Genomic DNA, 25,239 nt, shown 5'->3' on the forward strand with positions numbered 1-25,239 from the left:
TCCCGCTGGGCTTGGCGTTCATGACAGACTCGCTGGCCCTGGCCGGCAGCGTCGGCCTGGTCTTCGCCTTTACGGCCTCCACCATCTGTCCGGTGCTGCTGCTGGGGATCTGGTGGCGGGGACTGACCGACGCCGGCGCGATAGCAGGCATGGTGACCGGCGGCCTGCTGTGCGGCGGGGCGATGGTGGCGGGCACCGCGCTCGGTGCCGGCACGCCCGTCTGGCTCGCGCAGCCGGCCGCATGGACCGTGCCGGCGGCCTTCGCCGTCATGGTCCTGGCGTCGCGCGCCACGAAGTCACGGGTCCCCCGCACCACCACGAAGGTGATGACCAGGCTCCATACGCCCGAACGGCCGCTGGCCACGGGCGCAGACATCACGCGCCGCTGAACTGCCTCTCTGCCGAACGGCGGGCAGCCGGGCTGCCGGGCTGCGTCAGTCGATGGCGGCCATCAGCTCGACCACGCGGTCCAGGAAAGCATCCACCTGGGTTTCCTCGTAGCCGTCCTGGCCCACCGCGGGACGGAACACGGCGCGGCGGACGTTGTCCACGCTCAGCGGCTTATCCTCTTCGAGGTAGCCGATCAGGTCTGCGCAGAGCCTGTCCACGTCCCTGGTGTTGTAGCTGCGCGTCTTCTTCTTGGCCGGGCGCCGGAACCGCTCCCCGTCGGGCCGGTGCAGGCGGCCCCGGAGGGTGGCCGAAAGCTGCCCGATCTGCCGCAGCCAGGCCTCCTCGCCTTGCTCGGCGATGAGTTCGTCCCGCTCACGGCGTGCGAAGGCATCTTCGAGCCGGTCCAGCGCCGCGTCAACGGTGGTGGCGGAATAGCCGCCTTTCACCGGGTCGAAGGAGACAGCGCGGACGTCGAGGCTTTTGATGGGACGGGCGGCAGCGGCGGGCGTCTCCAAGGAAATGCGCGCCCTCTGCAGGAACTCGTCCACCTGCCTGGCGTTGTAGCCGTATTCGCCGCGGGGTACGCGTTCGAAAGCGGCAGGGATCTGCCGTTTGCTGTCCACTCTCACTCTGTATCCTTCAATGCTTTCAGCTGGGTTGTAACCGCAACATTCTACGGTCGGGCAGTTGTCAGGCCCCGGAAACGAAGACGAAGAGCAGGTAGGCCACCGGGGATGCGAACACGATCGAGTCCAGCCGGTCCATGACCCCGCCGTGCCCCGGAAGGATGCTGCTCATGTCCTTGATGCCGAGTTCGCGCTTGACCATGGATTCCGCGAGGTCACCGGCTGTGGCGGACGCCACCATCCCCACGGCAAGAACCACGCCCACCCACCACGGCTTTCCCAACACGAAGGTGCAGGCCAGGACGCCGATGAGCATCGCCCCCGCGATGGACCCGGCAAATCCCTCCCACGACTTCTTCGGGCTGATCTTGGGCGCCATGGGGTGCTTGCCCAATGAGGCCCCCACGATGTACCCGAAGGTGTCGTTGGAGACCACGAGCAGCAGCAGGATGGCCACCTGCCAGGCGCCCTCCGGCACGATTCCGCCCGGCCAGAGGCCCACGGGCGTCACACCGCCGGCGACATGGAGCGGCAGTGCGGCGAAACTTATCAGGAAAGGCACCCACGCCAGGGTGAAGACCCCCGCGAAAATGCTGCGTGCCGAGCCTGTGGCGCTTTCGATGGAACGCCACAGGAGAACGGCCACGCTGCTGGCCAACATGGCGAACAGCAGGCTTTCCAGGCCGCCGAAGTAGGCCGCAAACGGCATGGCCACGGTACCGACCATGACCGGGACGATGGGCAACCGTGTGCCGTTGGCCTCCAGTGCGCGGAAGATCTCCCACACACCGAACACGGCGAAGGTGGTGGTGACGGCGACGAAGCCCAGCGGCAGGAACAGCAGCCCGCCCAGAACCGCGAAGAGCATCGCAAGCCCGACCGCGGTGGCCGCGGGAAGGTTGCGCCCCGCTCCGGGGGTGGGATTAGGCCTCGGCTGCCGCGGCTGGCGGATCTGGGATCGGTCCCGCGCTCCGGGGGCCTGCTGTGCCTGACCCATCAGACTTCGAGCAGCTCTGCTTCCTTGCGCTTGAGCAGCTCATCGATGCCGTCGACATGCTGCTTGGTGATGGCGTCGAGTTCCTTTTCACCGCGGCTGCCTTCATCCTCGCCGGCCTCGCCGTCCTTGACCAGGCGGTCCAGGGTTTCCTTGGCCTTTCGGCGGATATTGCGGATAGAGACCTTGGCGTCCTCACCCTTGGACTTCACGATCTTCACGTATTCCTTGCGGCGCTCCTGGGTGAGCTCCGGAATGGTGATGCGGATGACGTTTCCGTCGTTGGACGGGTTGGCGCCGACCTCTGAATCGCTGAGGGCACGTTCGATGTCCCGCAGGGCCGTCTTGTCATACGGGGTGATGAGGATGGTGCGGGCGTCGGGGACCGCGAAGGAGGCCAGCTGCTGGAGCGGCGTCGGGGTGCCGTAGTACTCCACCATCACTTTGTTGTACAGGCCCGGAGTGGCCCGGCCGGTCCGGATCGAGGCGAAGTCTTCCTTGGCTACCTCAACCGCCTTGTCCATCTTGTCCCCGGCTTCGAGCAAGGTTTCTTCGATCACGATCTCTCCTCAGAAATTGGTTCCCGGCGAAGCGGGGCATTTCACAATCCGGGTTCCGCCCGATGGACGGAACCTTCCTAGAAATATCCTAGCTGTAACTAGGGGGTGACCAGCGTTCCCAGCTTCTCGCCGCGGATGGCCCGGGTGACGTTGCCTTCGCCTTCCATGCCGAACACCACCATGGAGAGGTTGTTGTCCTTGCACATGGTCATGGCGGTCTGGTCCATGACCCGGATGTCGCGGCGAAGGGCGTCGTCGTAGCTGAGGTTTTCGAGCTTCTCGGCGGCCGGGTCCTTCTTCGGGTCGGCGGTGTATACGCCGTCGACGCCGCTCTTGGCCATCAGGACAACGTCCGCGTGAACTTCCAGGGCACGCTGGGCCGCCACCGTATCCGTGGAGAAGTACGGCAGTCCGGCGCCGGCGCCGAAGATGACAACGCGGTTCTTCTCCATGTGGCGGATAGCCCGGCGGGGAATGTAGGCCTCGGCTACCTGCCCCATGGTGATCGCGCTCTGGACGCGGGTCTCAACGCCCGCCTGCTCCAGGAAGTCCTGCAGGGCAAGGCAGTTCATGACCGTTCCGAGCATGCCCATGTAGTCGGCGCGTGAGCGGTCCATGCCGCTCTGGGACAGTTCGGCTCCGCGGAAGAAGTTGCCTCCGCCCACCACAATGGCGACCTCGACCTCAGGCACGGCTGCGGCGATCTGCTTGGCGACTGCCCGGACGGTGTCCGGGTCAACGCCCAGCTTGCCGCCGCCGAAGACCTCACCGGACAGCTTCAGGAGGACCCGGCGCCTGCTCTTCTCTGACTGTACTGAGGTGTTGACGGCTTCCATGATGCCTTCCGGTTGGTGGGTTCTGAGCAAAGATTATCGTGCTGGGCGGCCAAAGCTCATATTCTTGCCTGGCCGGTGCATGCAAAAGGGGCGGCCACCGAAGTGACCACCCCCTTGCGTGACTGACTAGGAACCGACGCGGAAACGCGTGAAGGCGGTTCCCTTGACGCCGGCCTCTTCGAGGACCTGAGCCACAGACTTCTTGGCATCCTTGGCGAAGGCCTGGTCAACCAGGACCTCTCCCTTGTAGAAGCCCGTAACGCGGCCTTCCACGATCTTCGTCATGGCAGCTTCGGGCTTGCCCTCAGCCTTGGCGGTCTCCTCGGCGATACGGCGCTCGGACTCGACGAGTTCAGCCGGAACGTCCTCGCGGGAGAGGTAGTTCGGAGCCATGGCGGCAATGTGGACTGCAACGTCGTGCGCGGCGGTGGCAGCAGCGTCGCCTTCGCCGTCAACGGCGAACAGGACGCCGACCTGGGCCGGGAGGTCCTTGGAGGTCTTGTGCAGGTAAGCGTCAACCGTGGCACCCTCGATGCGGGAGATGCGGCGGACCACTACCTTCTCGCCAAGGACAGCGCCCTCTTCGATAACGACCTCGGACAGCGGCTTGCCGTCCACGTCGGTGGCGAGCAGGGTCTCGAGGTCGGCGGCACCGGACTCGACGGCGACGGCCAGAACCTTGTCGGCGAGCTGGATGAACTTGTCAGCCTTGGCGACGAAGTCGGTCTCGCAGTTGACCTCGATCATCACGCCGACGTTGCCATCGACCTTGGCGGCAACCAGGCCTTCGGCCGTGGAGCGGCCTTCACGCTTGGTGGCGCCCTTCAGGCCCTTGATGCGAATGATCTCGATCGCCTTCTCGGCGTCGCCGTTGGCTTCGTCGAGAGCCTTCTTGACATCCATCATGCCGGCGCCGGTGCGCTCGCGCAGAGCCTTGATATCAGCGGCAGTGTAGTTCGCCATGTGAACCCCTCTGTCTAGAAAATTTATGTGGTGTACGGACCGACAGGACGGCAGCCCACATGGTGAGCCGCCATCCTGTCAGTTGCCCCGGCGCCGGAGGGCGCCGGGAAATCCCGGTGGAGTTGTTTACTTGTCGGCGTCGGTGGCCTCGGCAGCAGCCGGGGCTTCCTCTGCGGCAGGAGCAGCATCAGCAGCGGGCGCCTCGGCAGCCGGAGCTTCAGCGGCAGGTGCTTCCGCAGCTGCCTGAGCAGCCTCAGCCTTGCTGCCCTCGAGGAGTTCGCGCTCCCATTCAGCCAGCGGCTCTTCCGGAGTCTCGGTGGTGCCGGTTGCGCGCTGGTTGCGGGCGATCAAACCCTCGGCAACGGCGTCAGCAACAACGCGGGTCAGGAGGTTCACGGAGCGGATGGCGTCGTCGTTGCCCGGGATCGGGAAGTCGACTTCGTCCGGGTCGCAGTTGGTGTCCAGGATGGCCACAACGGGGATGTTGAGCTTCTTGGCCTCGTCAACAGCCAGGTGTTCCTTCTTGGTGTCCACGATCCACAGCACGGACGGTGCCTTGGTGAGGTTGCGGATACCGCCGAGGTTGGACTCAAGCTTGGTGAGTTCGCGGCGGAGGAGCAGCAGTTCCTTCTTGGTGTAAGCGGAACCGGCGACGTCGTCGAAGTCGATCTCTTCGAGTTCCTTCATGCGCTGGATACGCTTGGCAACCGTCTGGAAGTTGGTCAGCATACCGCCGAGCCAACGCTGGTTGACGTAGGGCTGGCCAACGCGGGTTGCCTGCTCGGCAATTGCTTCCTGGGCCTGCTTCTTGGTGCCGACGAAGAGTACGGTGCCGCCGTGTGCAACGGTGGCCTTGACGAACTCGTAGGCGCGGTCGATGTAGGACAGCGACTGCTGGAGGTCAATGATGTAGATGCCGTTGCGCTCCGTGAAGATGAAGCGCTTCATCTTCGGGTTCCAACGGCGGGTCTGGTGTCCAAAGTGGACGCCGCTGTCAAGCAGCTGGCGCATAGTTACGACGGGCATGCCGACGCTCCTTCCGGCAGGTCATTCATGAGAGCACCCGGAGGCCACTCTTACCCTGCCAATAGTTGACGGTTAATTAGCTTCGCCCAAGGCGGGCGCTGCTCCTGGCATCCATTGCGCTTCCCATCCGTTCCATATGGAACGGACCGCGGGAGGCACAATCCTCCTCCGGGAACCTGAGGCTTCCGGTGGTGGAGGGCTGGATGCGCGTAGTCAGCTGCCGTTCCCCCGCACTCCTGAATGGGGCGTGCTGACGCTACCCATGGGAGTGGAATGCGTTGAGGGCACAGCAAACTGCTCCGTCAAGTGTACTACAGCGCTCCCCCGCCTCCGCACCATTCGTGCCGCCCTTCTTGCCTCACTGCCGCGGTTTTCCACATAGCCCGCAAGGGAGGTTTTCGGCGTACGGCACCGCCGCCAGGCTGGAGGGATGAAGATCCCCGCGCTCCGGGCCGTTCTCTTACTCGCCGCCATGGCCGCGGCCCCGTCAGCGACGCCGCCACCGGCCCCGTCATCGACACAGTACGCAGTGCAGCAAAAGCTGGGCGCTGCCTACGCTGCGCCTCCGGCTCCCTCATGGAAGTGGCCGCTGGCTCCCCGCCCGCCCGTACTGCGGCCGTTCGATCCGCCGGACAAGCCGTGGCTGAGCGGCCACCGCGGGGTGGACCTGAAGGCGGCGTCCGACGGCGGTCCGGTGGCCTCGCCGGAGTCCGGCACCGTGAGCTTCGTCGGAGTTGTGGTGGACCGGCCGGTCATCACCGTCGACCACGGGAACGGCCTGCGCAGCAGCTTCGAACCCGTGCGCAGCAGCCTGGCTAAAGGCGACGCCGTGGCCAAGGGGGACGTCCTTGGAACACTGATCACCGGGCATTGCGGAGCCACTCCCTGCGTCCACTGGGGCGTGCGCCGGGGCGACGAATACCTGAATCCGCTGGAATTCGTGATGGACCTGAGGCCATCGGTGCTGCTGCCCCTGGCCGGGAAGTGAGCCGCGGTCAAACGATGGCCGAGACTCCAGTGATCGCGCGTCCGGCCACCAAGGTGTTCACCTCGTGCGTGCCTTCGTAGGAGTAGATGGCCTCCGCATCGGCGAAGATCTTGGCCATCTCGAACTCAGTCACTATGCCGTTGCCGCCCAGCAGGCTGCGGCCGATCGCCACGCTCTCCCGCATCCGCGCGGTGGTGAAAGCCTTGGCGAGCGCGGATTGTTCGTCTTTGGCCTGTCCCGCGTCTTCCAACTGGGAGAGGCGGACCATCATGCCCATGGAGCTGACGGCATTGCCAAGGATCTGCACAAGCTGGCTCTGCACCAGCTGGAAGGAGGCCAGCGGGCGTCCGAACTGGTGTCGCTCGACAACGTAGCGGCGGGCGACGTCGAAGGCCGCCAGCTGCTGGCCGACAGCCTGCCAGGCCACGGCGAGGCGCGTGACCTTGAGGACTTTGTTCGTGTCCCGGAAGCTGTTGGCGTGGGCCAGCTTGCAGAAGTCCGGGACGGCCACATTCCGGAGGGTGATGTCCGCGTTCTGGACCGTGCGGAGTGAGATCTTGTTCTCGATCTTGGTGGCACTGAACCCCGGGAGGGCCGTGTCCACGAGGAAGCCCTTCACCTGGTTGTCGGCCAGGTCCCGGGCATAGATGACCACCCAGTCCGAGAACGTGGCATTGCCGATCCAGCGCTTGGCGCCGTTGAGGATCCAGTGGTCGCCGTCGCGCCGGGCGGTGGTGCGCGTGCCGCCGGCGACGTCGGAGCCGCCCAGCGGTTCGGTCAGGCCGAAGGCGCCGATCTTCTTCAGGGAGTAGATGTCCGGCAGCCAGGCGTCCTGCTGCTCGCGTGAGGCGAGTGCTTCGATGGACCCGGTGAACAGGCCGTCGTGAACGCCCATGAACGTGGCAATCGACGTGTCGGCACGCGTGACCTCGGCATGAAGAATGCCGGCGAAGAGGTTCGAGTGGCCCTGGCGCCGCACGGGGCTGACCAGATCGATCTCCGCCAGCCTGGGAATCAGCTCCATGGGGAACTCGCCGCGGTTCCAGCAGTCCACGGCGATGGGCTTTACCTCGCGGGCGAGGAAGTCCCGGACCTCCGCCAGCCGGTCCTGCTCCTTGCTGCCGAGCAGCTGCTCGAACGCGAAGAAGTCGCCGTCGGCGTAGGGAAGGTTGTTGATGTCGGTTGCGGCTGTGGACATGAGGTTCCTTCGCGGTGATCGGCAGTGACCAGATACGTTCAGGCAATCCGCCTGAGGTATCGCCCTGAGGTATGTTACTGACCAGTAACTTACCTTAGGTGACGAGGAAAACAAAGGAGCCGCGGCCCGACGTCGAAACGTCGGGCCGCGGCTCCGGTGAACAGGTAGGGCTACTCGGACTTGAACCGAGGACCTTAGGATTATGAGTCCCGCGCTCTAACCAGCTGAGCTATAGCCCCTTGTACCTGGGAGGTGTCCCGCATACCTGGCGCCCGGGGTCCCCGGGCCGCCCTCATCTGCGGGGCAAAAACACTCTAGCAAACTGGCGAACGGCTTTTGGACGGGTTTGTCTCTCAAACGACCTTGTCGTCGTAGCTCGCGCCCCGGTACAGATCCTCAAAGGTCTGCAGGGTTCCCTGGATGCTGTGCGGCTCCACCATGCAGCGGCTCGCCTGGCCCATGGCCTGGCGCTCCGCGGCCGGCAGCCGCAAGATCCGGGTGATTTTTGCCGCGAGATCAGCGCTGTCGTTCGGTGTGAAGAGGTAGCCGTTCTCGCCGTCGCGCACCAGATGCGGGAGGGCCATGGCGTCAGCCAGCAGCACAGGAGTCGAGGCGGACATCGCCTCCAGCGTCACCAGGGACTGCAGCTCGGCGGTACCGGGCATGCAGAAGATGTCGGCCCTGATGTACGCCGTGCGCAGATCCTCGTCGCTGGCGAGGCCGAGGAACTTCACCCGGTCCTGCAGTCCGAGCCGCTCCACGAGCGCATCCAGGTCCGGGCGCACCTCGCCGCCGCCCACGATCTCCAGGTGGACGTTCAGATCGGCCGGGGTAGCCGCCACCGCCCTGATCAGCACATCCACGTGCTTCTCCTCTGCCAGCCGGCCGGCAAAGAGGACTGTCGGGTTGGCATGTGGCTCGATCACTTCGCCCGGCTGGATTTCGTAGGCTGCGGAATCTATGCCGTTGGACAGTGGCAGCACCTTCCGCAGGAAGGCGTGCCGGTGCATGGCCTTGGCAGCCAGCGGCGTCGGGGTCGTCACGACGTCGGCCTTGCCCATCACCTTTCCCATGTCCTTCCACGAAATTTTCCCGATGATGTCCTTGAACCACTGAGGGAAGGGCAGGAACGGGTTGAGGTTTTCCGGCATGAAGTGGTTGGTGGCCACAATCCTGACCCCGCGCCGCTCGGCCTCGTAGAGCACGTGCTCGCCGATCATGTAGTGGCTTTGGATGTGCACCACGTCCGGCTGGACCTTGTCGAAGAGGAGGCTGATCTCCTTCTTGATTTCCCAGGGGAAGGTGATCCTGAAGTACTCGTGTGTGGGCACGGAGTGGGAACGGATCCGATGCACGGTTCCTTCCGCACGAAACTCCGTGAAGCTCTTACCCTTGTCCTGCCGGCAGGCCAGAACGTGGACGTTGTGACCGCGGCCGGTCATGCCCTTCGCCAGCCGGTAGCCGAACTGCGCGGCCCCGTTGACGTGCGGCGGATACGTGTCGGCAGCAATCAGGATGGTCAGTGGGCGCTGGGCATCGGGCATGGTCACGTGGAGAGCTCCTGGGGGTCACGGCGCGGTCAGCTGCGGCTGTCCACACCGGCTGGCACTGGCACATATAGCGCTGGCATGTTCACGCCTGGCCCGCTTTGGAAAAGTCGGCTAGTGGGACGCCCTACCCGCAGCTTTCCGTGCGTCTTTCTTCCGTTTGGTCACCTCGGGATGGTGCCGGGAGAGGGCGATTACCCCCACGATAGCAAGCGTTGCCGCCGTACCCATGGCAATTGCCATCACGGCGTGGACGTCAGGGCGCAACTCACCGAGGATGACGATGCCGATTGCGATGCCCACAATCGGGTCGATGACAGTCAGTCCGGCGATGACCAGGTCAGGCGGCCCCGTGGAGTAGGCACTCTGCACAAACCACGATCCGAGCCCTCCGGCGGCCGCTATGGCGACCACGGAATACCACGGGACATTCAGGAAGGCCAGGCCGTTGGGATCGAGCAGGTGCTTGCCAATGATCCGGGTCAGGACGGCGACGAAACCGAACAGGACACCGGCGCCAAGAATGTAGATGAACGCGCTCATGCGGTGCTTGAACATCGCCGCCAGGGTGCCAAAGACGCCCACCGCCAAAGCGAGCAGCAGCACGATGGTGAGCTCGTCGTCGGCGTTGACGTGGTGGTTTTCCTGCGTGACGAAGACGGCGAGCAGGACAAACAACGCGGAGCCGGTGACGCAGGCGGAGATGGCCACCACTGTGGCCCGGTTAATGCTCAGCCCTTGGTCCTTGGCATTGACCACGGTGGTGATCACCAGCGCGATGGCGCCGATCGGCTGCACCACCGTCAGCGGGGCGGTCACCAGCGCGACAGCGTTCATGCCCATTCCCAGGCACAAAAGCAAGAGTCCGAAGACCCATCTGGGGTTCCGCAGGAGGCGCAGGAATCCGTTGGAACTGAGGGCCAGCCCGCCGGTATCGGCCTTGACAGCGCTCCCCTGGCGCTGGGCGCCGAATGCGAGGCAGAACGCGCCCAGGACGGCCAGGAGAACCGCCAGCCACACCATCAGCTGCCCCCGCCGTCGCCGGCGGCCAGCATTTTGCCCTTGCGGCGGATGGCCCAGAAGTAGTTGTAGGCCGCTATCCAATGGCCGACCAGCCCCAGCCCGAGCACGATCCAGGCGGCAACGAAAAAGGCATCCGCTGACGGAAGGTCCAGTTTGGAGAGCACCAGAAGCGGCGTGCCGAGCAGCAGCAGACCCGTGCGCGCCTTCCCGATCAGGCTGACGGGAAGATCCGGATGGCTGTGGAAATAGAAGAGCGACATTGCAAGCAGCACGGCGTCGGGAATGACCAGCGCCGCCAGGTACCACCAGTGGACTACTCCGGCGATGAGGAGCGTTACCGCAACGGCGAGCAGGGCAATCCTGTCTGCGATGGGGTCCAGCACCCTGCCAAGCTTGGACGCCTGGTTGAACCGGCGCGCAACGTAGCCGTCCACCCAGTCCGTACTGCCCATGATTGCCAGCACCAGCACGGCGAACCCATATTCTTTTTGCGCCAGCACGAGCCAGACGAAGAGCGGCACGCCCATGAAGCGCAGGACCGTGAGGAGATTGGGGACAGTGAAGACCAGGTCACGATCGACGTGCGGCTGGCCGGGGCGGGAACCAGCACCGATGAACCTCATCCGGTCCCCCTCTCCTCCGCCGGGGGCGTCCTCCTGTCAAAGTTCAGGACAACGCTCAGCTCTTGAATAATTTTCGCAGCAGGGCAAGCAGCACGGCAGTGGACGCGGCGAGTGCCAGAAGGGGCTTCCACCGGGCTTCCAGCCGCTCCGGAACGGACCCTGTGCCGGCGCCCTCGGAGGAGGCGGACCGGGCCGCCAGTCGCTCACCCAGCCGCTCCCTGCTGTCTTTGAGCCTGTCCCTGCCTTCATCCAGGCGGTGCCTGGCCACGCCGAGCAGAACCTGGGCCTGGGTCTTGACGTCCAGTTCCTCGCCAAGGTCGTCACGCACACTCGTGAGGTGGTCACGCCGCTGCTTCAGGCGGCGCTGGACCTCAGGCTCGGAGACGGGCGGGATCTCGACGGCCTCTGCGGCTGCCTTGGCCTCCTTCTCAGCCTTGGCTTGTGCCTTGGCCGCAGCCTTGGCTTCCTTCTCAGCCTTGGCCTGCGGCGAGTTGGGATCCAGGACCGCGGCGTCGAAGTCCGAGCCTTCCTTCGCGATCCCGAGGTCATGCTTCAGGCCCCGGATGGTGTCTTCCGGTACCAGCGGCATGGCTTGCTTGAACTTCCGGAGACCTATGAGCCCGCCAATGAGGGCGATAAGCAGGAACACGGCGCAGACGAGAAGCGCCGCGAGCCATGCGGGCATGATGGTGGCGAGGCCCATGATGGCAGCGACAATCAATCCGGTGACCAGGAAAGCCAGGAACACCGCGGCCACGCCGAGGAACGCTCCGGCCACGCCCAACTGCTTGCCCTTGCGCTTGACCTCAAACTTGGCCATGGCGATCTCATCATTGAGCTGCCGCGGTGCCAGTTTGAAGATCAATTTCAACGTTTTCGGCAGCGCAGTAATGCGCAATCCCTGGTTGGCCCGCCCGCTGTGACGCCCGCTCATAGGTTCCGCCTAACTGGTTCCATAGTCGATTCTTCTTCGGTTATGCGGCGCCCGCACCTGGTTCGGCGCGCCCCCGCTGACAAAACTATCATTCAGGGTCATCCCCGACTTCTGGAAATACTGCACGGCGTGCCCTCCAACGCTGTAAAAGTATGATCTAAGCGCCCTAGGATTGATCCCTGTGACCCTCACGAACCCGGGCGATGCCCTGAGCCGACGACAGAAATTCCTCTACATCCTTCTCCTCGGCGCCCTCACCGCCTTGGGGCCCTTCACCGTGGACCTCTACCTGCCGGCGTTTCCCGCCCTGGAGTCCAGCCTGAACGTGTCTGAGGCCGCAGTTCAGCTCACCCTGACGGGCACCACTGTGGGCTTCGCCTTGGGGCAGCTGGTGGTCGGCCCATTCAGCGACAAGTTTGGCCGGCGCGTACCCCTCATCCTGGCCACGGCCGTGCATATCGCCGCATCTGTTGGGGCCTCACTGTCCACCGACATCGGCACGCTCGGCCTGTTCCGTGTCCTGATGGGGATCGGCGCGGCAGGCGGTGGCGTCGTAGCCATGGCGATGGTGCGCGATCTCTTCAGCGGCTATGCGATGGTGCGGATGTTCTCCCGGATGGCCCTCGTCAACGGACTGGCCCCCATCCTGGCACCGGTGATTGGATCGCAGCTGCTCCTGGTCATGGAGTGGCCGGGCATCTTCGTATTCCTTGCCTGTTACGGCACCACGGTGATCATCGCGGCCCTGTTCCTGGTTCGGGAGACCTTGCCGCGCGGACAGCGGGGCAAGTCCGGAATGACCGCCCGCCAGCGGTACGCGACGCTCTTTTCCGACCGGATCTTCGTTGGCCTTTTGTTCGTCGGCGGCATGAACTTCGGAGGCTTGTTCACGTACCTGTCCGCTTCCCCGTTCCTCTTCCAGGACATATTTGGTTTCACGCCCCAGCAGTACGGCCTGTTGTTCGGGGTCAATTCACTGGGCATCGTCGCCGGGGTGCAGACCAGTTCGCGGCTGATCAAAAGGGTGCCGCCGCAGTGGATCCTGGCGGCCTCCACCGCCTGGATGTTCCTCATGGCCCTGCTCATTGTCCTCTTCGACCAGCTGGGGTTCGGGCTCTGGGGCGTCATGGTGCCCCTCTGGTTCTACATCCTGGGAACAGGCTTCACCTTTCCGTGCGTTCAGGTCCTGGCCTTGGCCAGCCACGGCGCCCAGGCAGGCACCGCCGCCTCACTGCTGGGCGCCTCCACGTTCCTGATGGCCGGCATCATCTCACCCGTGGTGGGCTGGCTCGGCGGGAGTTCAGCCACGCCGATGGGTGCGGTCCAGGCCTGCTGCATCTTCCTGGCCGCCGCAGCCCTGTGGCTCGTGGTCCGGCCCAAAACCGTGCCCTCCATCCACTAGTACGCTTGCCGCATGACGCGAAAACCGCACCGCAACGGCCGAGGGCTCTTCCTCGGAGCCATCCTTGGTGCCGTGGCCGGCTTCTTTGTGGGCCGCGCCGTAGGCAATGCGGCGGTGGGCATCCTCCTGGGCGCCGTAGTGGGCTCGGCGCTGCTGTACCGGATCAATCCGGGGCCCTGGAACCGCGACCGAGGATAGGGAACCGCAACTAAGATCGGGAACCGCAACTCAGGACAGGGGCATCTGTTCCGCACCGCCCGCTGAGAGTTAAAGTTGATACGTGCCCCACTGGCAGGATCATCCTCCCCTTCCGGCCACGTGGCAGCGGTGCGACACCGGCATACTGCCGTTGTGGTGGGACCGGCTGTGCACACAGACCAGTGCGCAGTCGGCAGCTCTCTATGCCGCCGGGCTCTTCACCGAGGACCGCAGGCGCCCCATCGCCCAGTGGTACAACCCGGCGTTCAATGCGGCGCTCCTGGTGGCTCCGGAGACCTCACCGGAATGGCCCGTGCAGCGCTTCGGCATCTTCTACGCCCCGCCCGACGGCGGCTTCACCCGAGTGCACTCCTCCCCGCACGAGTGGCATCCCCGCCAGCCGCGCACGTCCCCCACCGAGAGCGAGGCCTTCGCGGACGCCGTCGCGGAGGCCGAGCGGTTCCTCCAGGTTGAGATGGACTTCGTCTGAGGCGGATCTTCGCCTGGCTCGGAAATCGCCGAGACAAAGCGTGACACAAAAAAGGTCCCGCAGCCGGCTGTGAGCCGGCTGCGGGACCTGTGCGCTCCTCCTGCTGGACTTGAACCAGCAACCCTTCGATTAACAGTCGAATGCTCTGCCAATTGAGCTAAGGAGGAATGAAGCAGGTACGACATTAGCAAAGGTTCCAGCGCTATGGGAAATCGGCGCGGCGGCTGTTCGAAATACCCCGCCGGGGTATAAAAAAAGTCCCCGTTCCGGATATCCGGAACGGGGACTGTGCGCTCCTCCTGCTGGACTTGAACCAGCAACCCTTCGATTAACAGTCGAATGCTCTGCCAATTGAGCTAAGGAGGAATGAAGCGGATATAAGCCTAGCAAACACCCCGCCGGGAAACGAAATCGAGCGGATCCGCGGTCCGTTCCGGACGCTGCGAAACACGCTTTCAGGCGTCGGAGCGCAGCGCGCGGCGTTCCATTTCCAGCATCATCAGTTCACGGTTGAGCCGCTGGAACTCCTCCGGGTGGGCAGCAGCATCCAGACGCTGCAACTGCCCCATCTTGTCGGCCTTCACGCGCGTGATCTGAAGTTCAAAAAGCCTGGCCAGGATATCCCGGCAGTACTTCTGCACGGCCTCGGCTGTGTGAGCCGGCAAGGGAACCACCGCCAGCTCCGAAACAAGCGGCTGCAGGGGTTCGGGCACCTCCTGGCGCAGTTTTTCGACCCACATCACGGAGTCATCCGCGTGGGCCAGCCCGGTGGCACGGATCGCATCATGGATCGCCTGGTAGGCGGGTGTGGCGAACCGGACTGCGGCGAACCGTTCCCAGATGCCTCCGCCCAGCATCCCCGGCTCCTGCAGTGCGACTTCCAGCGCCTGCCGCTCCATGGACGCCACCGGGTCGCGGGGATCCGGGCGGTAATAGGACGGCGTGACGCCCGAGGCCGGCAGCGCGGCCACGCCAACGGCAGAATTCAGGGCAGAGTTCTGCACAGAATTCTGCGCAGAGTTCTGCGGCGGACCGCCTTGGGCGCCCCGTTTGGCGGCAGCGGCGACGGCACCGCTCACGTCTTCGACGGACATGCCCAGCCAGCCGGCCAGCTCCCGGGCATAGGCAGGCCGGATGCCGGCGTCGCGGATCTGGGCGACCACCGGGGCTGACTCGCGCAGGGCGGCGACCCGGCCCTCCACGGTGTCCAGGTTGTGCCTCCTCAGGGCCGCCCGGATCGCGAACTCGAACAGCGGACGCCGGGTACTGATCAGCTCCCGGACAGCTGCGTCCCCCCTCGTCTGCCGCAGGTCGCACGGGTCCGCGCCGGTGGGCTCCACCGCGACATAGGTCTGGGCCACGAAACGCTGGTCCTCCTCGATGGCCCGCAGGGCGGCCTTCTGGCCGGCAGCATCGCCGTCGAAGGTGAAGATGACCTCTCCCCCGGTGCCGTCGTCGGACAGCAGCCGGCGGGCGATCTTGATGTGGTCTGCGCCGAAGGCGGTACCGCAGGTGGCCACCGCCGTCGGAATTCCTGCGAGGTGGCAGGCCATGACGTCCGTGTAACCTTCAACCACCACCAGCTGGCGGTCCTTGGCGATGTTCCGCTTGGCAAGGTCTATGCCGTACAGCACCTGGGATTTCTTGTAGAGCGTGGTTTCCGGGGTGTTGAGGTACTTGGGGCCCTGGTCGTCCTCGTAAAGCTTGCGCGCGCCGAAACCAATCGTGTCCCCGGCGATGTCCCGGATGGGCCAGATCAGCCGGCCCCTGAAGCGGTCGTAGATCCTCTGCTGGTTACCGGGTCCCCCGGCGGAGAACATCCCTGTCAGCTTCAGCTCCGCATCGGTGAATCCGCGGCCGCGCAGGTGCTTGAGGAGGGCATCCCAGCCCTGCGGCGCGTAGCCGACGCCGAAATGCTCCGCGGCGGCGCGGTCGAACCCCCGCAGCTGCAGGAACCTGCGGCCTTCGGCTGCGCCGGCCGTCAGCAGCTGGGCACGGAAGAACTCGTCGGCCACCTTGTGGGCGTCCAGGAGCCGCTGGCGCTTGCCCACTTCCTCGCGGCTGGGGCCGGTGCCGCCGTCCTCGTAGCGGAGCTCGTAGCCGATCCGTGCCGCCAGCTTCTCCACCGCTTCGTGGAACGAGGTGTGGTCCAGCTTCTGCACGAAGGAGATGACGTCGCCGTCCTCCCCGCAGCCGAAGCAGTGGTAACGGCCCACCTGCGGCCGGACGGTGAATGACGGCGAGCGTTCGTCGTGAAAGGGGCACAGGCCTTTGAAGGAACCCAGGCCCGCGCCCTTGAGCGTGACGTAGCCGTCGACTACTTCCTTGATGTCCGTGCGCTGGCGGACTTCATCGATGTCTTCGCGTTTGATCAGGCCTGCCACGAAGCCATCCTAGTCCCGGGGACGGACAGCGGTGAGCGGCCTATGGCCCGCATCACCACAGGGACGGCAGGCTGCCTACGAGCCGCTCATACATGGCCAGCGCCGAGCCGTCCGTCAGCGAGGCCACCTGGTCGATGACCACCCGCAGCCGGGCGCCGTCGTCGGCCGCGTCCCGCCAGTCAGCGGCGAACATCGGCTCGAGGTGGCGGTCCCCGGAGGCGTTCAGCGACGTGACCAGGGCATGGAGGACTTCGCGCTGCCGCTCGTAGATGGGCTGGCGGTGGTCCGTGGTCATCACGAAGGTGGTGGCCAGGCCCTTCATCACGGCAATCTCCATGACGGTCTCGTCCGGGACCATGAGCTCTGCGTTGTAGCGGGTCAGCTTCTCCGGCCCGTACACGGCCCGGGTGGTCTCCAGCGCGCTCTGGCAGAACCTGCCGATCAGCTGGCTGGTCATGTTCTTCAGGGCGGCCATCGATTTGCGGCTGCCGTCGGCCTCGCGGACCCACACGTCCGTGGCTTCGAGCCGGGCCAGGGCGGCGTCGATGGCGGCGGGGTCGTTGTGCGGGAGATACCACTGCTTGGCGTAGCCCACCACACGGGCGCGGTGGTCCGGATTGTCCATCCAGCGCAGCTGGAAGTGCCCGGCCACGATGGCGTCTTCGACGTCGTGCACCGAATACGAAATATCGTCCGCGAGGTCCATCACTTGGGCTTCGAGGCAGGACCGCCGGAGGGGCGCCCCTTCGCGGATCCAGTTGAAGATGGGCAGGTCGTCCTCGTAGGCGCCGAACTTGCTGGTCCGCTGCCCGTGGATCACGGGGGCGTCCAGGGCGGACCACGGGTACTTGGCCGCCGCGTCGAGGCTCGCGCGGGTCAGGTTCAGGCCGGCTGGCCGGCCTTCGGGATCCAGGACCTTCGGCTCGAGCCGGCTCAGCAGCCGCAGGGTCTGGGCGTTGCCCTCGAAACCGCCGATCGCGTGCGCCATCTCGTTCAGCGCGGACTCACCGTTGTGGCCGAACGGCGGGTGCCCGAGGTCGTGGCTGAGGCACGCGGTGTCCACGACATCCGGATCGCAGCCCAAGGCACGCCCGAGTTCGCGTCCAACCTGGGCCACCTCGAGACTGTGCGTCAGCCGGGTGCGGACGAAGTCGTCCGTATCCGGCGCCACGACCTGGGTCTTGGCCCCGAGCCGGCGCAGCGCCGATGAGTGCAGCACCCTGGCACGGTCCCGCTCGAAGTCGGAGCGGTACGTGCTCTTCGGTGGTTCCTCCACCCAGCGGGCCGAGTCGTGCGGTCCGTAGCCCGGCAGGGAGTGGGACGAACCCCGTGCAGGGACTACCTGGCTGTCAACGAGCCTGCTTTCAGCCACCGGACACGTCCAGTTCCGCGGCGGAGATGTCCCGGGTCTGGTCCGCGTTCAGCTGCCGGCTGAGCAGCCAGTCCTTAGGCAGGGCCGGCTTCTTGGGCGAGCCAGCGCGGCCGCGGGGCCCTTCCGAATCGGTACCCGGGTACGGCAGGTCCATGTCCAGCTGGTCCAGCAGTTCGCGCAGCACCTCGAGAGTGGGCACGGTGGCCAGTTTGGCGCGCAGCTCCCCGCCCACCACGTATCCCTTGAAGTACCAGGCCATGTGCTTGCGGATTTCGCGCAGCGCCTTGTATTCGTCGTTGCCGAAGGTCTCGACCATGAGCTCGGCATGGCGGTAGACGCCTTCGGCGACCTGGCGCAGGCCCGGGCGGTGCCTTTCGTCGCTGCCTTCGAAGGCGGCCTGGAGGTCGCCGAACAGCCAGGGCCGGCCCTGGCAGCCGCGGCCCACCACCACGCCGTCGACTCCCGTTTCGCGGACCATGCGGACGGCGTCCTCGGCGGACCAGATGTCGCCGTTGCCCAGCACGGGGATGTCCGGGAGGGCTTCGCGCAGACGGGCGATTGCTGACCAGTCGGCCTGGCCGGAGTAGAACTGCGCGGCCGTGCGGCCGTGGAGGGCGACGGCGGCGACGCCGGCATCGCGGGCAATGCGGCCGGCGTCGAGGTACGTCAGGTGGTCATCGTCGATGCCCTTGCGCATCTTGATGGTCAGCGGGATGCCGCCCTTGGAGGCCTCCCTGACCGCAGTCTGCACGATCGAGGTGAAGAGGTCGATCTTCCAAGGCAGGGCCGAGCCGCCGCCGCGCCGGGTGACCTTGGGCACGGGGCAGCCGAAGTTGAGGTCGATGTGGTCGGCACGGTCTTCGTCGACGAGCATCCGCACGGCCTGGCCCACCGTGACGGGGTCCACACCGTAGAGCTGGACGGACCGGACCTTTTCGTCCTCGTCGTGGGAGATGATGCGCAGCGACTCCGGCGTGCGTTCCACGAGGGCGCGGGAGGTGACCATCTCCGCCACGTACATGCCGCCGCCGTATTCTCGGCAGAGCCTGCGGAAGGCGGTGTTGGTGATTCCGGCCATGGGTGCCAGCACCACCGGGGTGTCCACGGTGATGGGCCCGAGTTTCAGCGGCGGAAGTTCCAGCTTCGGGGCGGGAGGCGTTGCTACAGCAGTCACCCGTCCATTGTCTCAAAGCCGGGCAAATCCATTCAAAGCCGGGCATGTCCTCTCAAAGCCGGGCGCATCGGGCAGGAAACCGCCGACGACGGCGTTCAGCCGGACTGGGCGGCCCGCCTGCCCCGCCGGGTCTCGGCCGGCGGCCCGGAGGCCCCGCCCGCCGTCGTCCGTTCTCCCGCAACAGCGGCTGCCGCCGCAAGCGCGCCGGTGTCCTCGACGTCGTCGGGCGTCACGGCAGGATGGCCGGCGGCGCGGATGCCGGTGGCCTTGACCACGAGCACCGCGATCAGCGTGGTGACGGGGATTGCCAGCACGAGACCGATGGAGCCGACCAGGGTCCGGATGACTTCCTCGGACAGTTCGGCACTGGTGAGCGCCTCCCCCAAGGGCCGGTCGTAGAGCATCACGATGATGAGAATGGGCAACGCGGCGCCGGCGTACGCGAAGGCAATCGTGTACACGGTCGAGGCGATATGGTCCCGGCCGATCCTCATCGCGGAGGTGAACAGCTTGCGGGCGCTCGTGGCGGGGGCGAGTTCGTACAGCTCCCAGACCGCGGAGGACTGCGTGATGGTGACGTCGTTGAGCACACCCAGCCCCGAGATGATGAGACCGCACAGGATGATCCCCGAGATGGAGATGTTGCCCGAGATGTTGGCGAGCGTGGCGGCGTCGTGGCTTCCCACCCCGGCGAGGTTGGCGGCGTCGGTGGCCCAGGCCGCCAGCAGCGCGGTGATACCCAGGCCGAAGATGGTGCCGAGCAGCGCGGTGGAGGTCCTGGCCGAGAAGCCGTGGGCGAAGTACAGCACCCCGATCATGATCACCGTGGAGCCCACCAGGGCGAGCAGCAGCGGCGGCTTTCCCTCCACGAGGCCGGGCAGCATGAAGCTCACCAGCACGAAATAGGCGCCGACAAGGCCGATCAGGGCCCGCAGCCCCCGCCAGCGCGCCACTGCCACCACGACGAGGGCGTACAGGGCAGCCAGCAGGATGATGGGCATGGTCCGGACGAAGTCCACGAAGATGTACGCCGGGGCACCGTTGGCGGCCGGGGCGTCCGGGCCGGCGGCCGCAGCGCCCTGCGCGTTGGTGAGGTTCAGGTAGCGGATGCTGTCCCCCACGTCCACCCCATGCGATTTGGCGACGTCCGGGTTGATCACCACTTTGACGGGGTTGCCGCCCTTGTCCGGCTCGGTGAAGGCGAAGGTGCACTGGGAGCCGCCGTCGGACTGCCCCTCTTGCTGGGCCCCCTGGGTCCCCTGCTGGGGTGCCTGGCTGGCCGCCGCCGTGCAGCTCTCGGTGACCACCCGCTGGATCCGCCCGGTATCAAACGTCACGCCCGGAGCGGCGTTGTAAGGGTTCGCCAGTGTGAGGCCCTCTTTGCTGCCCGAAGGCCAGAGCGCCGCCATGGCGGCCAACGTCAGGAGGGTCAACGGAATCAGCACGGCGGCAAGAATCCGGTTGGCCTTCCGCCGGGCAGCCATCGCCTGGGGCGTCGGCTCCGAATGACCCGTGTGACCGTGGGAGTGACCGGAGCCCATCAGCAGCAAAACCTCATGCTTGAACTCTACGGCGGTCGCCATAGTGTTGATAAATGGACGACATGAAGTCGGAGGAAGCCGGAGTGAATCACCGCAGGACCGCTCAACAACCTGGGGCGCCAGGTGCCGCGCAGGAAGCCATGCTGACCGTCCTGGCGCCTTCCGGCGCGACGCACGGAGTGGCCCTGGTCCTCCACGGCGGACGGTCCCACTCGTTCGAACCCGTCCAGGCCCGTCATCTCAGCCCGGCCCGGATGGTGCCGTTCGCGCGGCACCTGTACCGGGCAGGCAGGAAGTACGGCCTGGAAGTCTGGATCCTCAGGAACCGGGTCCGCGGCTGGAACGGCGAGGACATGTCGCCGCTGAAGGACGCCCGCTGGGCCTTGGCGAAGATCCGGGAGCAGCACCCCGGCGTGCCCGTCTACCTGCTGGGCCACTCCATGGGCGGCCTGACCGCCATCTGCGCGGCCGACGACCCGCAGGTGGACGCCGTGGTGGCACTCGCCCCGTGGCTCGATGACGCAACACCGGCCACGCCTCTGGCAGGGCGGAAGGTCCTGATCGTGCACGGCGACCAGGACCGCTGGACCAGCCCGACGGCGTCCCTGCGGTTTGCGCGGCGCGCGGCGCCTGCCGCCGGGGTGCTGCAGTACGTGTCGCTGAGGGGTTCCGGCCACTTCATGTTCCGGCGCGTGCGCCTGTGGCACACCCTGGCCACCGGGTTCCTGATCAAGGCCTTCGGCGAACGTGCCGGCACCCCGGCTGTCCGCGCCGCGCGGCAGGCAGGGGCCTTTGACCGGCTGGTTCCGCCATCCGCCGGGACGGTTGCGCTGTGAGGACGGCCGTCCTGTGAGCCCCTTCCCCCTGGACCGGTTCCTGGCCAGCCTCCCGTGGACGGCGGGCGCCGTCCTCCTCGTGCTCGCCGTGACGTTTGCGGTGGCGGCGGCCCAGCGCCGGCACTCGGTGATGGACGTCGCGTGGGGTCCGGGTTTCGTCGCCGTGGCGGCAGTGTCATTTGTGCTGTCATCCGGTGCCGGGGAGGACGCCCGGCGCCTGCTGCTGCTGGCACTCACGGGGGTCTGGGGGCTGCGGCTCGGCCTGCATATCGGCCGGCGGGCGGCCGGGGGCCACGAGGATCCCCGGTACACAGCCATGCTGGACGATGCCCCAGGGTCCCGCAACGCCTATGCCCTCCGCCGCGTCTACCTGCCCCAGGGCGTCGTGATGTTCTTTGTTTCCCTGACCGTCCAGGTGGGCATGTTCGCCACCGGACCGCTGGGGTGGCTTGCCCTCGCCGGAACGCTGTGCTGGATCATTGGCTTCCTCTTCGAAACCGTGGGCGACTGGCAGCTTGCGCAGTTCAAGAAAGACCCCTCACGGAAGGGAACTGTCCTGGACTCCGGGCTGTGGCGCTATACCCGGCATCCGAACTACTTCGGCGACGCCTGCGTGTGGGCGGGCCTTTTCCTGGTGGCCGCCGACTCCTGGCCCGGCGTCCTGACGGTCCTCTCGCCGGCGCTGATGATCTGGACACTGGCGGGCAAGACCGGCAAGCCGCTGACGGAGAAGGCCATGTCCGGCCGCCCCGGCTACCGCGAGTACGTGGAGTCCACGAGCGGGTTCATCCCGTGGGCACCGCGGAACCGGCGGAGCAGGGCCTAGCCATGGCCTGGACGCCTCCGCCGAACGACCGCCTCTACCGGCTCTTCGTCCGGACGGGCCTGTTCCTCCGGTGGCTCTTCCGGGTCCGTGTCATGGTCACCGGCGCCGAAAACCTGCCCGCCCCTGGTCCGCGGCACGGAGCGTCACGGTGCGTCCAGCCCGGCCGCGGAGCGGTCATGGCAGTCACTCATTTCGGCTACCTGGACTTTGCCGTGGCCGAACTCGTGGTCTGGAAGCATGCCCGTGCCCAGCTGCGGTTCCTCATCCACCAGGGCGCGGCGGACCACCCGGTCGCAGGCCCCGCCATCAGCGCCACCGGGAACGTCGTGGTGGGCTACGGTTCCGGCGCTGCGGCCTATGATGCGGCCGTGGCGAAACTGCGCGCCGGGGAATACCTCGCCGTGTTCCCGGAGGCCGGCGTCAGCCGCAGCTTCAAGGTGCGCGAGTGCAAAACCGGCGCCGTGCGGATGGCTGCCGAGGCCGGAGTGCCGGTGATTCCCATCTCCGTCTGGGGCGCGCACCGCTTCCTGACCCGTGGCCACGGTTTCTCACCGCGGCTCACGTGGCGGGCACCGGTCCGCGTCCACATCGGCCCACCGGTCAGGCCGGCGCCGCACGCCGATGCAGACGCTGAAACATCAGCGCTCCGGCAGACGCTGCAGTCCGGAATCGATGCCTGCATGGTCAGCTTCCCGCTCCGCCCCGAACCGGGCAGCTGGTGGATGCCGGCAGATCAGGGCGGCGGCGCCATTTCCGAGGCGGAACGCCAAAGGCTGGACGCCGAGGACCTGGCAAGGGGCCGCCGGCGGGGACCGGACCTGTCCGGGCCCCGCCCCGGCAGCTAGTCCGAGACGACGAACGTCTCGGCGCCCTGGCGGCGGGCCTTGCCTTCTTCCATGAGGGGCTCGACGACGGCGCGCAGCGCCGTCATCGAATCGTCCAGTTCCATGAGGACCGGGTACTGGTACGCGATCAGGGCAAGCAGGTCACGGACGGCCGCCTGCGCGTCGTCGCTGGTGAGCTCCGGCTCATGGCCGAGGAAAACATCCGACGGCTGGCCGGACTGGTCCTGCTCCGTGCCGGGCTGGGCGTAGCTGATGGCAAACGCCTGCAGCTTGCCCTTCTTCGACGCCGGGACACCCGCGCCGAAGGCACTGGCTTTCGGCGCCCGCAGCACGATCGCCCCGTGGGCGCCGCTCAGTTCGTCCAGGAACAGGCGCTGGACCGTGGGGATGCCGAGTTCACCCGGGCTGTCCCAGCCGTGGACGGACGTGTAGTACCGGCCCACCACATCGGACAGCTCGACGGAACCGGTGGCCAGGTCCTCGATGCGTTCCGAGGCCGCTTCTTCGGAACCGTCGCCGAACACCGGCAGCTTGAGGGCTCCGGGTTCCACCACCACGAGCTGCGAGCGCTGGATCGGGGTGAGGCCTGCCGCGTCGGCGAAGGCCGCGCCGGGTGTACCCGGCTCCACCTTGCAGCGCAGCCGGGTGACGCCCGACGGCGACCCTTCAGCTTCACGGCGCAGCATCATGAGCAGGGTGGAACCGATGCCGGAGCGGCGGTGGTCCCGCGCCACCTCGACATACACCCACAGGCGTTCCGGATGCAGCGCAGCCTCGTGGACCACACCGGCTGCCACCGGGATCCCGACGCCGTCAACGACGTCTTCGGCCACGATGCAGCGCCGCCAGGGTGCGTTGCTGGACGGAGCCAGCGTCCCGCGGAACTGTCCGGCCTGGACCGTTTCCGGGTCGCCCCAGATCTGAAGGAGCGTGAGGTCGTCGCCCTCGCGCCATTCGCGGTATTGGATCGCCACGGTCAGGCGCCGATCAGCCGTGCGGCCAGGTAGCCTTCCACCTTGTCCAGCGAGACGCGCTCCTGGCTCATGGTGTCGCGCTCACGGATCGTGACGGCCTGGTCTTCCAGGGTGTCGAAGTCCACGGTGATGCAGAACGGGGTGCCGATCTCGTCCTGGCGGCGGTAGCGGCGGCCGATCGCACCGGCGTCGTCGAAATCGATGTTCCAGTTCTTGCGGAGCTGCACGCCGAGGTCCTTGGCCTTCGGGGACAGGTCCTCGTTGCGGCTCAGCGGAAGGACTGCGGCCTTGACCGGTGCGAGGCGCGGGTCAAGCTTCAGCACGGTGCGCACGTCCACCCCGCCCTTGGCGTTGGGGGCCTCGTCCTCGGTGTAGGCGTCCACCAGGAAGGCCATGAAGGACCGCGTCAGGCCGGCGGCGGGCTCGATGACATAGGGGATGTAGCGCTCGTTGGTGGCCTGGTTGAAGTAGCTCAGGTCCGTGCCGGATGCCTTGGCGTGGGTGGAGAGGTCGAAGTCGGTGCGGTTGGCGATGCCCTCAAGCTCGCCCCACTCGGAACCCTGGAACCCGAAGCGGTATTCGATGTCCGTGGTGCCCTTGGAGTAGTGGCTGAGCTTGTCCAGCGGGTGCTCGAAGAAGCGGAGGTTCTCCTCGCGGATGCCCAGGCCCGTGTACCAGGCCATGCGCTCCTTCATCCAGTACTGGTGCCATTCCTCATCGGTGCCGGGTTCAACGAAGAACTCCATCTCCATCTGCTCGAATTCGCGCGTGCGGAAGATGAAGTTTCCGGGCGTGATCTCGTTGCGGAAGGACTTGCCGATCTGGCCGATGCCAAACGGCGGCTTCCTCCGGGACGTGGTGAGCACGTTGTTGAAGTTCACGAAAATGCCTTGGGCGGTCTCCGGGCGCAGGTAGTGCAGGCCCTCCTCGCTGGCCACCGGGCCGAGGTAGGTCTTCAGGAGGCCGGAAAACTCCTGCGGCTCGGTCCATTCGCCCCGGGTGCCGCAGTTGGCACAAGCGATATCCTTGAGGCCGTTTTCTGCCGGGCGGCCCTTCTTTTCCTCGTACTCTTCCTCGAGGTGGTCCGCACGGTAGCGCTTGTGGCAGGAGAGGCACTCAACCAGGGGGTCGGAGAAGACGTCCACGTGGCCGGAGGCTTCCCAGACCTGGCGGGGCAGGATCACCGAGGAGTCCAGGCCCACAACGTCCTCACGGCCGCGCACGACGGACTGCCACCACTGGCGCTTGATGTTCTCCTTCAGCTCAGCACCGAGGGGTCCGTAGTCCCAGGCGGAACGCGAACCACCGTAGATCTCGCCGGCCTGGAAAACGAAGCCTCTCCGCTTGGAGAGGGAAATGACCTGGTCGAGGACGGATTTTGGTGCCATGGGGGAACTCCAATTTTTCTACAGGGCCGCTGGGTGCGGTCCGCGGTTTGTGGCCCCGGAACCCCGGCTGGTTGCCGGGCGGGGATATGCGAAGGGGAAAC

At 66.3% G+C, this 25,239-nt stretch carries 25 protein-coding genes and 3 tRNA genes; 8 read left to right on the plus strand and 20 right to left on the minus strand.

All coding sequences use genetic code 11. From position 1 onward, the window contains the following. A partial coding sequence (locus AC3A3W_RS07645; RefSeq protein ID WP_487441644.1) for a sodium:solute symporter family transporter occupies positions 1-389 on the plus strand: 389 nt, incomplete at its 5' end. Between the two features lie 45 nt (positions 390-434). Here the strand turns inward: AC3A3W_RS07645 and AC3A3W_RS07650 are convergent. The 6 genes from AC3A3W_RS07650 to rpsB form a co-directional block, all read right to left on the minus strand. After that, entirely contained in the window at positions 435-1,013 is a 579-nt protein-coding gene (locus tag AC3A3W_RS07650; RefSeq protein ID WP_487441645.1) for a DivIVA domain-containing protein, read from the minus strand. A gap of 67 nt (positions 1,014-1,080) precedes the next feature. Further along, positions 1,081-2,013 (minus strand): phosphatidate cytidylyltransferase, encoded by a 933-nt coding sequence (locus tag AC3A3W_RS07655; RefSeq protein WP_487441647.1) that lies wholly within the window; start codon positions 2,011-2,013, stop codon positions 1,081-1,083. Further along, the gene (frr, locus tag AC3A3W_RS07660; RefSeq protein ID WP_205654474.1) at positions 2,013-2,570 is read right to left on the minus strand and encodes a ribosome recycling factor; all 558 of its coding nucleotides are present in this window, start codon (positions 2,568-2,570) and stop codon (positions 2,013-2,015) included. The genes AC3A3W_RS07655 and frr overlap by 1 nt, the downstream gene beginning before the upstream one ends. A gap of 98 nt (positions 2,571-2,668) precedes the next feature. Further along, positions 2,669-3,406, minus strand: coding sequence for a UMP kinase (pyrH, locus tag AC3A3W_RS07665; protein WP_205654473.1), 738 nt, complete (start codon positions 3,404-3,406; stop codon positions 2,669-2,671). Positions 3,407-3,532: 126 nt separating this feature from the next. Next, positions 3,533-4,369, minus strand: a complete 837-nt coding sequence (gene tsf, locus AC3A3W_RS07670) for a translation elongation factor Ts (protein ID WP_205654472.1) — start codon at positions 4,367-4,369, stop codon at positions 3,533-3,535. A gap of 126 nt (positions 4,370-4,495) precedes the next feature. After that, entirely contained in the window at positions 4,496-5,395 is a 900-nt protein-coding gene (rpsB, locus tag AC3A3W_RS07675; protein ID WP_487441650.1) for a 30S ribosomal protein S2, read from the minus strand. Positions 5,396-5,825: 430 nt separating this feature from the next. Here rpsB and AC3A3W_RS07680 point away from each other — a divergent pair, with 430 nt between their 5' ends. Continuing rightward, complete coding sequence (locus AC3A3W_RS07680; protein ID WP_487441652.1) at positions 5,826-6,383, plus strand: M23 family metallopeptidase; 558 nt, start codon at positions 5,826-5,828, stop codon at positions 6,381-6,383. A 7-nt stretch (positions 6,384-6,390) separates the two neighbouring features. Here the strand turns inward: AC3A3W_RS07680 and AC3A3W_RS07685 are convergent, their stop codons facing one another. From AC3A3W_RS07685 to AC3A3W_RS07710, 6 genes are all read right to left on the minus strand, one after another. Beyond that, positions 6,391-7,581 carry an acyl-CoA dehydrogenase family protein gene (locus AC3A3W_RS07685; protein ID WP_487441653.1) on the minus strand — a complete coding sequence of 397 codons (1,191 nt, stop codon included), beginning with the start codon at positions 7,579-7,581 and terminating at the stop codon, positions 6,391-6,393. 165 nt (positions 7,582-7,746) lie between these two features. Next, positions 7,747-7,820, minus strand: a tRNA-Ile gene (locus AC3A3W_RS07690). Positions 7,821-7,934: 114 nt separating this feature from the next. Beyond that, a complete protein-coding gene (locus AC3A3W_RS07695; RefSeq protein WP_487441655.1) occupies positions 7,935-9,131 on the minus strand; it encodes a glycosyltransferase in 1,197 nt (398 codons plus the stop codon). Between the two features lie 111 nt (positions 9,132-9,242). After that, positions 9,243-10,151, minus strand: coding sequence for a DMT family transporter (locus tag AC3A3W_RS07700; RefSeq protein WP_487441657.1), 909 nt, complete (start codon positions 10,149-10,151; stop codon positions 9,243-9,245). Further along, positions 10,151-10,774 (minus strand): CDP-alcohol phosphatidyltransferase family protein, encoded by a 624-nt coding sequence (locus tag AC3A3W_RS07705; RefSeq protein WP_487441658.1) that lies wholly within the window; start codon positions 10,772-10,774, stop codon positions 10,151-10,153. The genes AC3A3W_RS07700 and AC3A3W_RS07705 overlap by 1 nt, the downstream gene beginning before the upstream one ends. A 55-nt stretch (positions 10,775-10,829) precedes the next feature. Continuing rightward, positions 10,830-11,708 (minus strand): phage holin family protein, encoded by an 879-nt coding sequence (locus AC3A3W_RS07710; protein ID WP_487441659.1) that lies wholly within the window; start codon positions 11,706-11,708, stop codon positions 10,830-10,832. Between the two features lie 181 nt (positions 11,709-11,889). Between AC3A3W_RS07710 and AC3A3W_RS07715 the strand changes: the two genes are divergently transcribed. From AC3A3W_RS07715 to AC3A3W_RS07725, 3 genes are all read left to right on the plus strand, one after another. Then, positions 11,890-13,110, plus strand: coding sequence for a multidrug effflux MFS transporter (locus tag AC3A3W_RS07715; RefSeq protein WP_487441661.1), 1,221 nt, complete (start codon positions 11,890-11,892; stop codon positions 13,108-13,110). Positions 13,111-13,122: 12 nt separating this feature from the next. Beyond that, positions 13,123-13,308, plus strand: a complete 186-nt coding sequence (locus tag AC3A3W_RS07720) for a hypothetical protein (RefSeq protein ID WP_487441663.1) — start codon at positions 13,123-13,125, stop codon at positions 13,306-13,308. 82 nt (positions 13,309-13,390) lie between these two features. After that, positions 13,391-13,798: a hypothetical protein gene (locus AC3A3W_RS07725; RefSeq protein WP_487441665.1), complete on the plus strand. Its 408-nt coding sequence runs from the start codon at positions 13,391-13,393 to the stop codon at positions 13,796-13,798. A gap of 94 nt (positions 13,799-13,892) precedes the next feature. Here the strand turns inward: AC3A3W_RS07725 and AC3A3W_RS07730 are convergent. From AC3A3W_RS07730 to AC3A3W_RS07755, 6 genes are all read right to left on the minus strand, one after another. Continuing rightward, positions 13,893-13,965 (minus strand) — tRNA-Asn (locus AC3A3W_RS07730). Positions 13,966-14,091: 126 nt separating this feature from the next. Next, positions 14,092-14,164 (minus strand) — tRNA-Asn (locus AC3A3W_RS07735). Positions 14,165-14,253: 89 nt separating this feature from the next. Next, positions 14,254-16,182: a DNA primase gene (dnaG, locus tag AC3A3W_RS07740; protein WP_487441666.1), complete on the minus strand. Its 1,929-nt coding sequence runs from the start codon at positions 16,180-16,182 to the stop codon at positions 14,254-14,256. A 52-nt stretch (positions 16,183-16,234) separates the two neighbouring features. Beyond that, positions 16,235-17,554 (minus strand): deoxyguanosinetriphosphate triphosphohydrolase, encoded by a 1,320-nt coding sequence (locus AC3A3W_RS07745; protein WP_487441668.1) that lies wholly within the window; start codon positions 17,552-17,554, stop codon positions 16,235-16,237. Beyond that, positions 17,547-18,728, minus strand: coding sequence for a tRNA dihydrouridine synthase DusB (dusB, locus tag AC3A3W_RS07750; protein WP_487441670.1), 1,182 nt, complete (start codon positions 18,726-18,728; stop codon positions 17,547-17,549). The genes AC3A3W_RS07745 and dusB overlap by 8 nt, the downstream gene beginning before the upstream one ends. A 95-nt stretch (positions 18,729-18,823) precedes the next feature. Further along, entirely contained in the window at positions 18,824-20,269 is a 1,446-nt protein-coding gene (locus AC3A3W_RS07755) for a YibE/F family protein (RefSeq protein ID WP_487441756.1), read from the minus strand. Between the two features lie 62 nt (positions 20,270-20,331). Between AC3A3W_RS07755 and AC3A3W_RS07760 the strand changes: the two genes are divergently transcribed. From AC3A3W_RS07760 to AC3A3W_RS07770, 3 genes are read left to right on the plus strand one after another with little or no spacing between them, the layout of a single operon-like run. Next, positions 20,332-21,105 (plus strand): alpha/beta hydrolase, encoded by a 774-nt coding sequence (locus AC3A3W_RS07760; RefSeq protein ID WP_487441758.1) that lies wholly within the window; start codon positions 20,332-20,334, stop codon positions 21,103-21,105. Between the two features lie 13 nt (positions 21,106-21,118). After that, on the plus strand, positions 21,119-21,931 hold the full coding sequence (locus AC3A3W_RS07765; protein ID WP_487441672.1) for a DUF1295 domain-containing protein: 813 nt from the start codon (positions 21,119-21,121) through the stop codon (positions 21,929-21,931). Between the two features lie 2 nt (positions 21,932-21,933). After that, positions 21,934-22,776: a lysophospholipid acyltransferase family protein gene (locus AC3A3W_RS07770; RefSeq protein WP_487441674.1), complete on the plus strand. Its 843-nt coding sequence runs from the start codon at positions 21,934-21,936 to the stop codon at positions 22,774-22,776. Here the strand turns inward: AC3A3W_RS07770 and AC3A3W_RS07775 are convergent. After that, positions 22,773-23,750, minus strand: a complete 978-nt coding sequence (locus AC3A3W_RS07775) for a GNAT family N-acetyltransferase (protein ID WP_487441676.1) — start codon at positions 23,748-23,750, stop codon at positions 22,773-22,775. The genes AC3A3W_RS07770 and AC3A3W_RS07775 overlap by 4 nt on opposite strands. A gap of 2 nt (positions 23,751-23,752) precedes the next feature. Further along, positions 23,753-25,138: a glycine--tRNA ligase gene (locus AC3A3W_RS07780; RefSeq protein WP_487441678.1), complete on the minus strand. Its 1,386-nt coding sequence runs from the start codon at positions 25,136-25,138 to the stop codon at positions 23,753-23,755. Between the last annotated feature and the right edge of the window lie 101 nt (positions 25,139-25,239).

The organism is Arthrobacter sp. Soil_N43 (genome assembly GCF_057655195.1).

Excerpts from the sequence above, each read along its gene's own strand:
- AC3A3W_RS07760 (WP_487441758.1), top strand. The coding sequence starts at position 20,332 with ATGAAGTCGGAGGAAGCCGGAGTGAATCACCGCAGGACCGCTCAACAA.
- AC3A3W_RS07655 (WP_487441647.1), bottom strand. The coding sequence starts at position 2,013 with ATGGGTCAGGCACAGCAGGCCCCCGGAGCGCGGGACCGATCCCAGATC.
- AC3A3W_RS07680 (WP_487441652.1), top strand. The coding sequence starts at position 5,826 with ATGAAGATCCCCGCGCTCCGGGCCGTTCTCTTACTCGCCGCCATGGCC.
- AC3A3W_RS07700 (WP_487441657.1), bottom strand. The coding sequence starts at position 10,151 with ATGGTGTGGCTGGCGGTTCTCCTGGCCGTCCTGGGCGCGTTCTGCCTC.
- AC3A3W_RS07710 (WP_487441659.1), bottom strand. The coding sequence starts at position 11,708 with ATGAGCGGGCGTCACAGCGGGCGGGCCAACCAGGGATTGCGCATTACT.
- AC3A3W_RS07705 (WP_487441658.1), bottom strand. The coding sequence starts at position 10,774 with ATGAGGTTCATCGGTGCTGGTTCCCGCCCCGGCCAGCCGCACGTCGAT.
- pyrH (WP_205654473.1), bottom strand. The coding sequence starts at position 3,406 with ATGGAAGCCGTCAACACCTCAGTACAGTCAGAGAAGAGCAGGCGCCGG.
- AC3A3W_RS07770 (WP_487441674.1), top strand. The coding sequence starts at position 21,934 with ATGGCCTGGACGCCTCCGCCGAACGACCGCCTCTACCGGCTCTTCGTC.
- AC3A3W_RS07755 (WP_487441756.1), bottom strand. The coding sequence starts at position 20,269 with ATGGGCTCCGGTCACTCCCACGGTCACACGGGTCATTCGGAGCCGACG.
- AC3A3W_RS07685 (WP_487441653.1), bottom strand. The coding sequence starts at position 7,581 with ATGTCCACAGCCGCAACCGACATCAACAACCTTCCCTACGCCGACGGC.
- AC3A3W_RS07780 (WP_487441678.1), bottom strand. The coding sequence starts at position 25,138 with ATGGCACCAAAATCCGTCCTCGACCAGGTCATTTCCCTCTCCAAGCGG.
- tsf (WP_205654472.1), bottom strand. The coding sequence starts at position 4,369 with ATGGCGAACTACACTGCCGCTGATATCAAGGCTCTGCGCGAGCGCACC.
- AC3A3W_RS07720 (WP_487441663.1), top strand. The coding sequence starts at position 13,123 with ATGACGCGAAAACCGCACCGCAACGGCCGAGGGCTCTTCCTCGGAGCC.
- rpsB (WP_487441650.1), bottom strand. The coding sequence starts at position 5,395 with ATGCCCGTCGTAACTATGCGCCAGCTGCTTGACAGCGGCGTCCACTTT.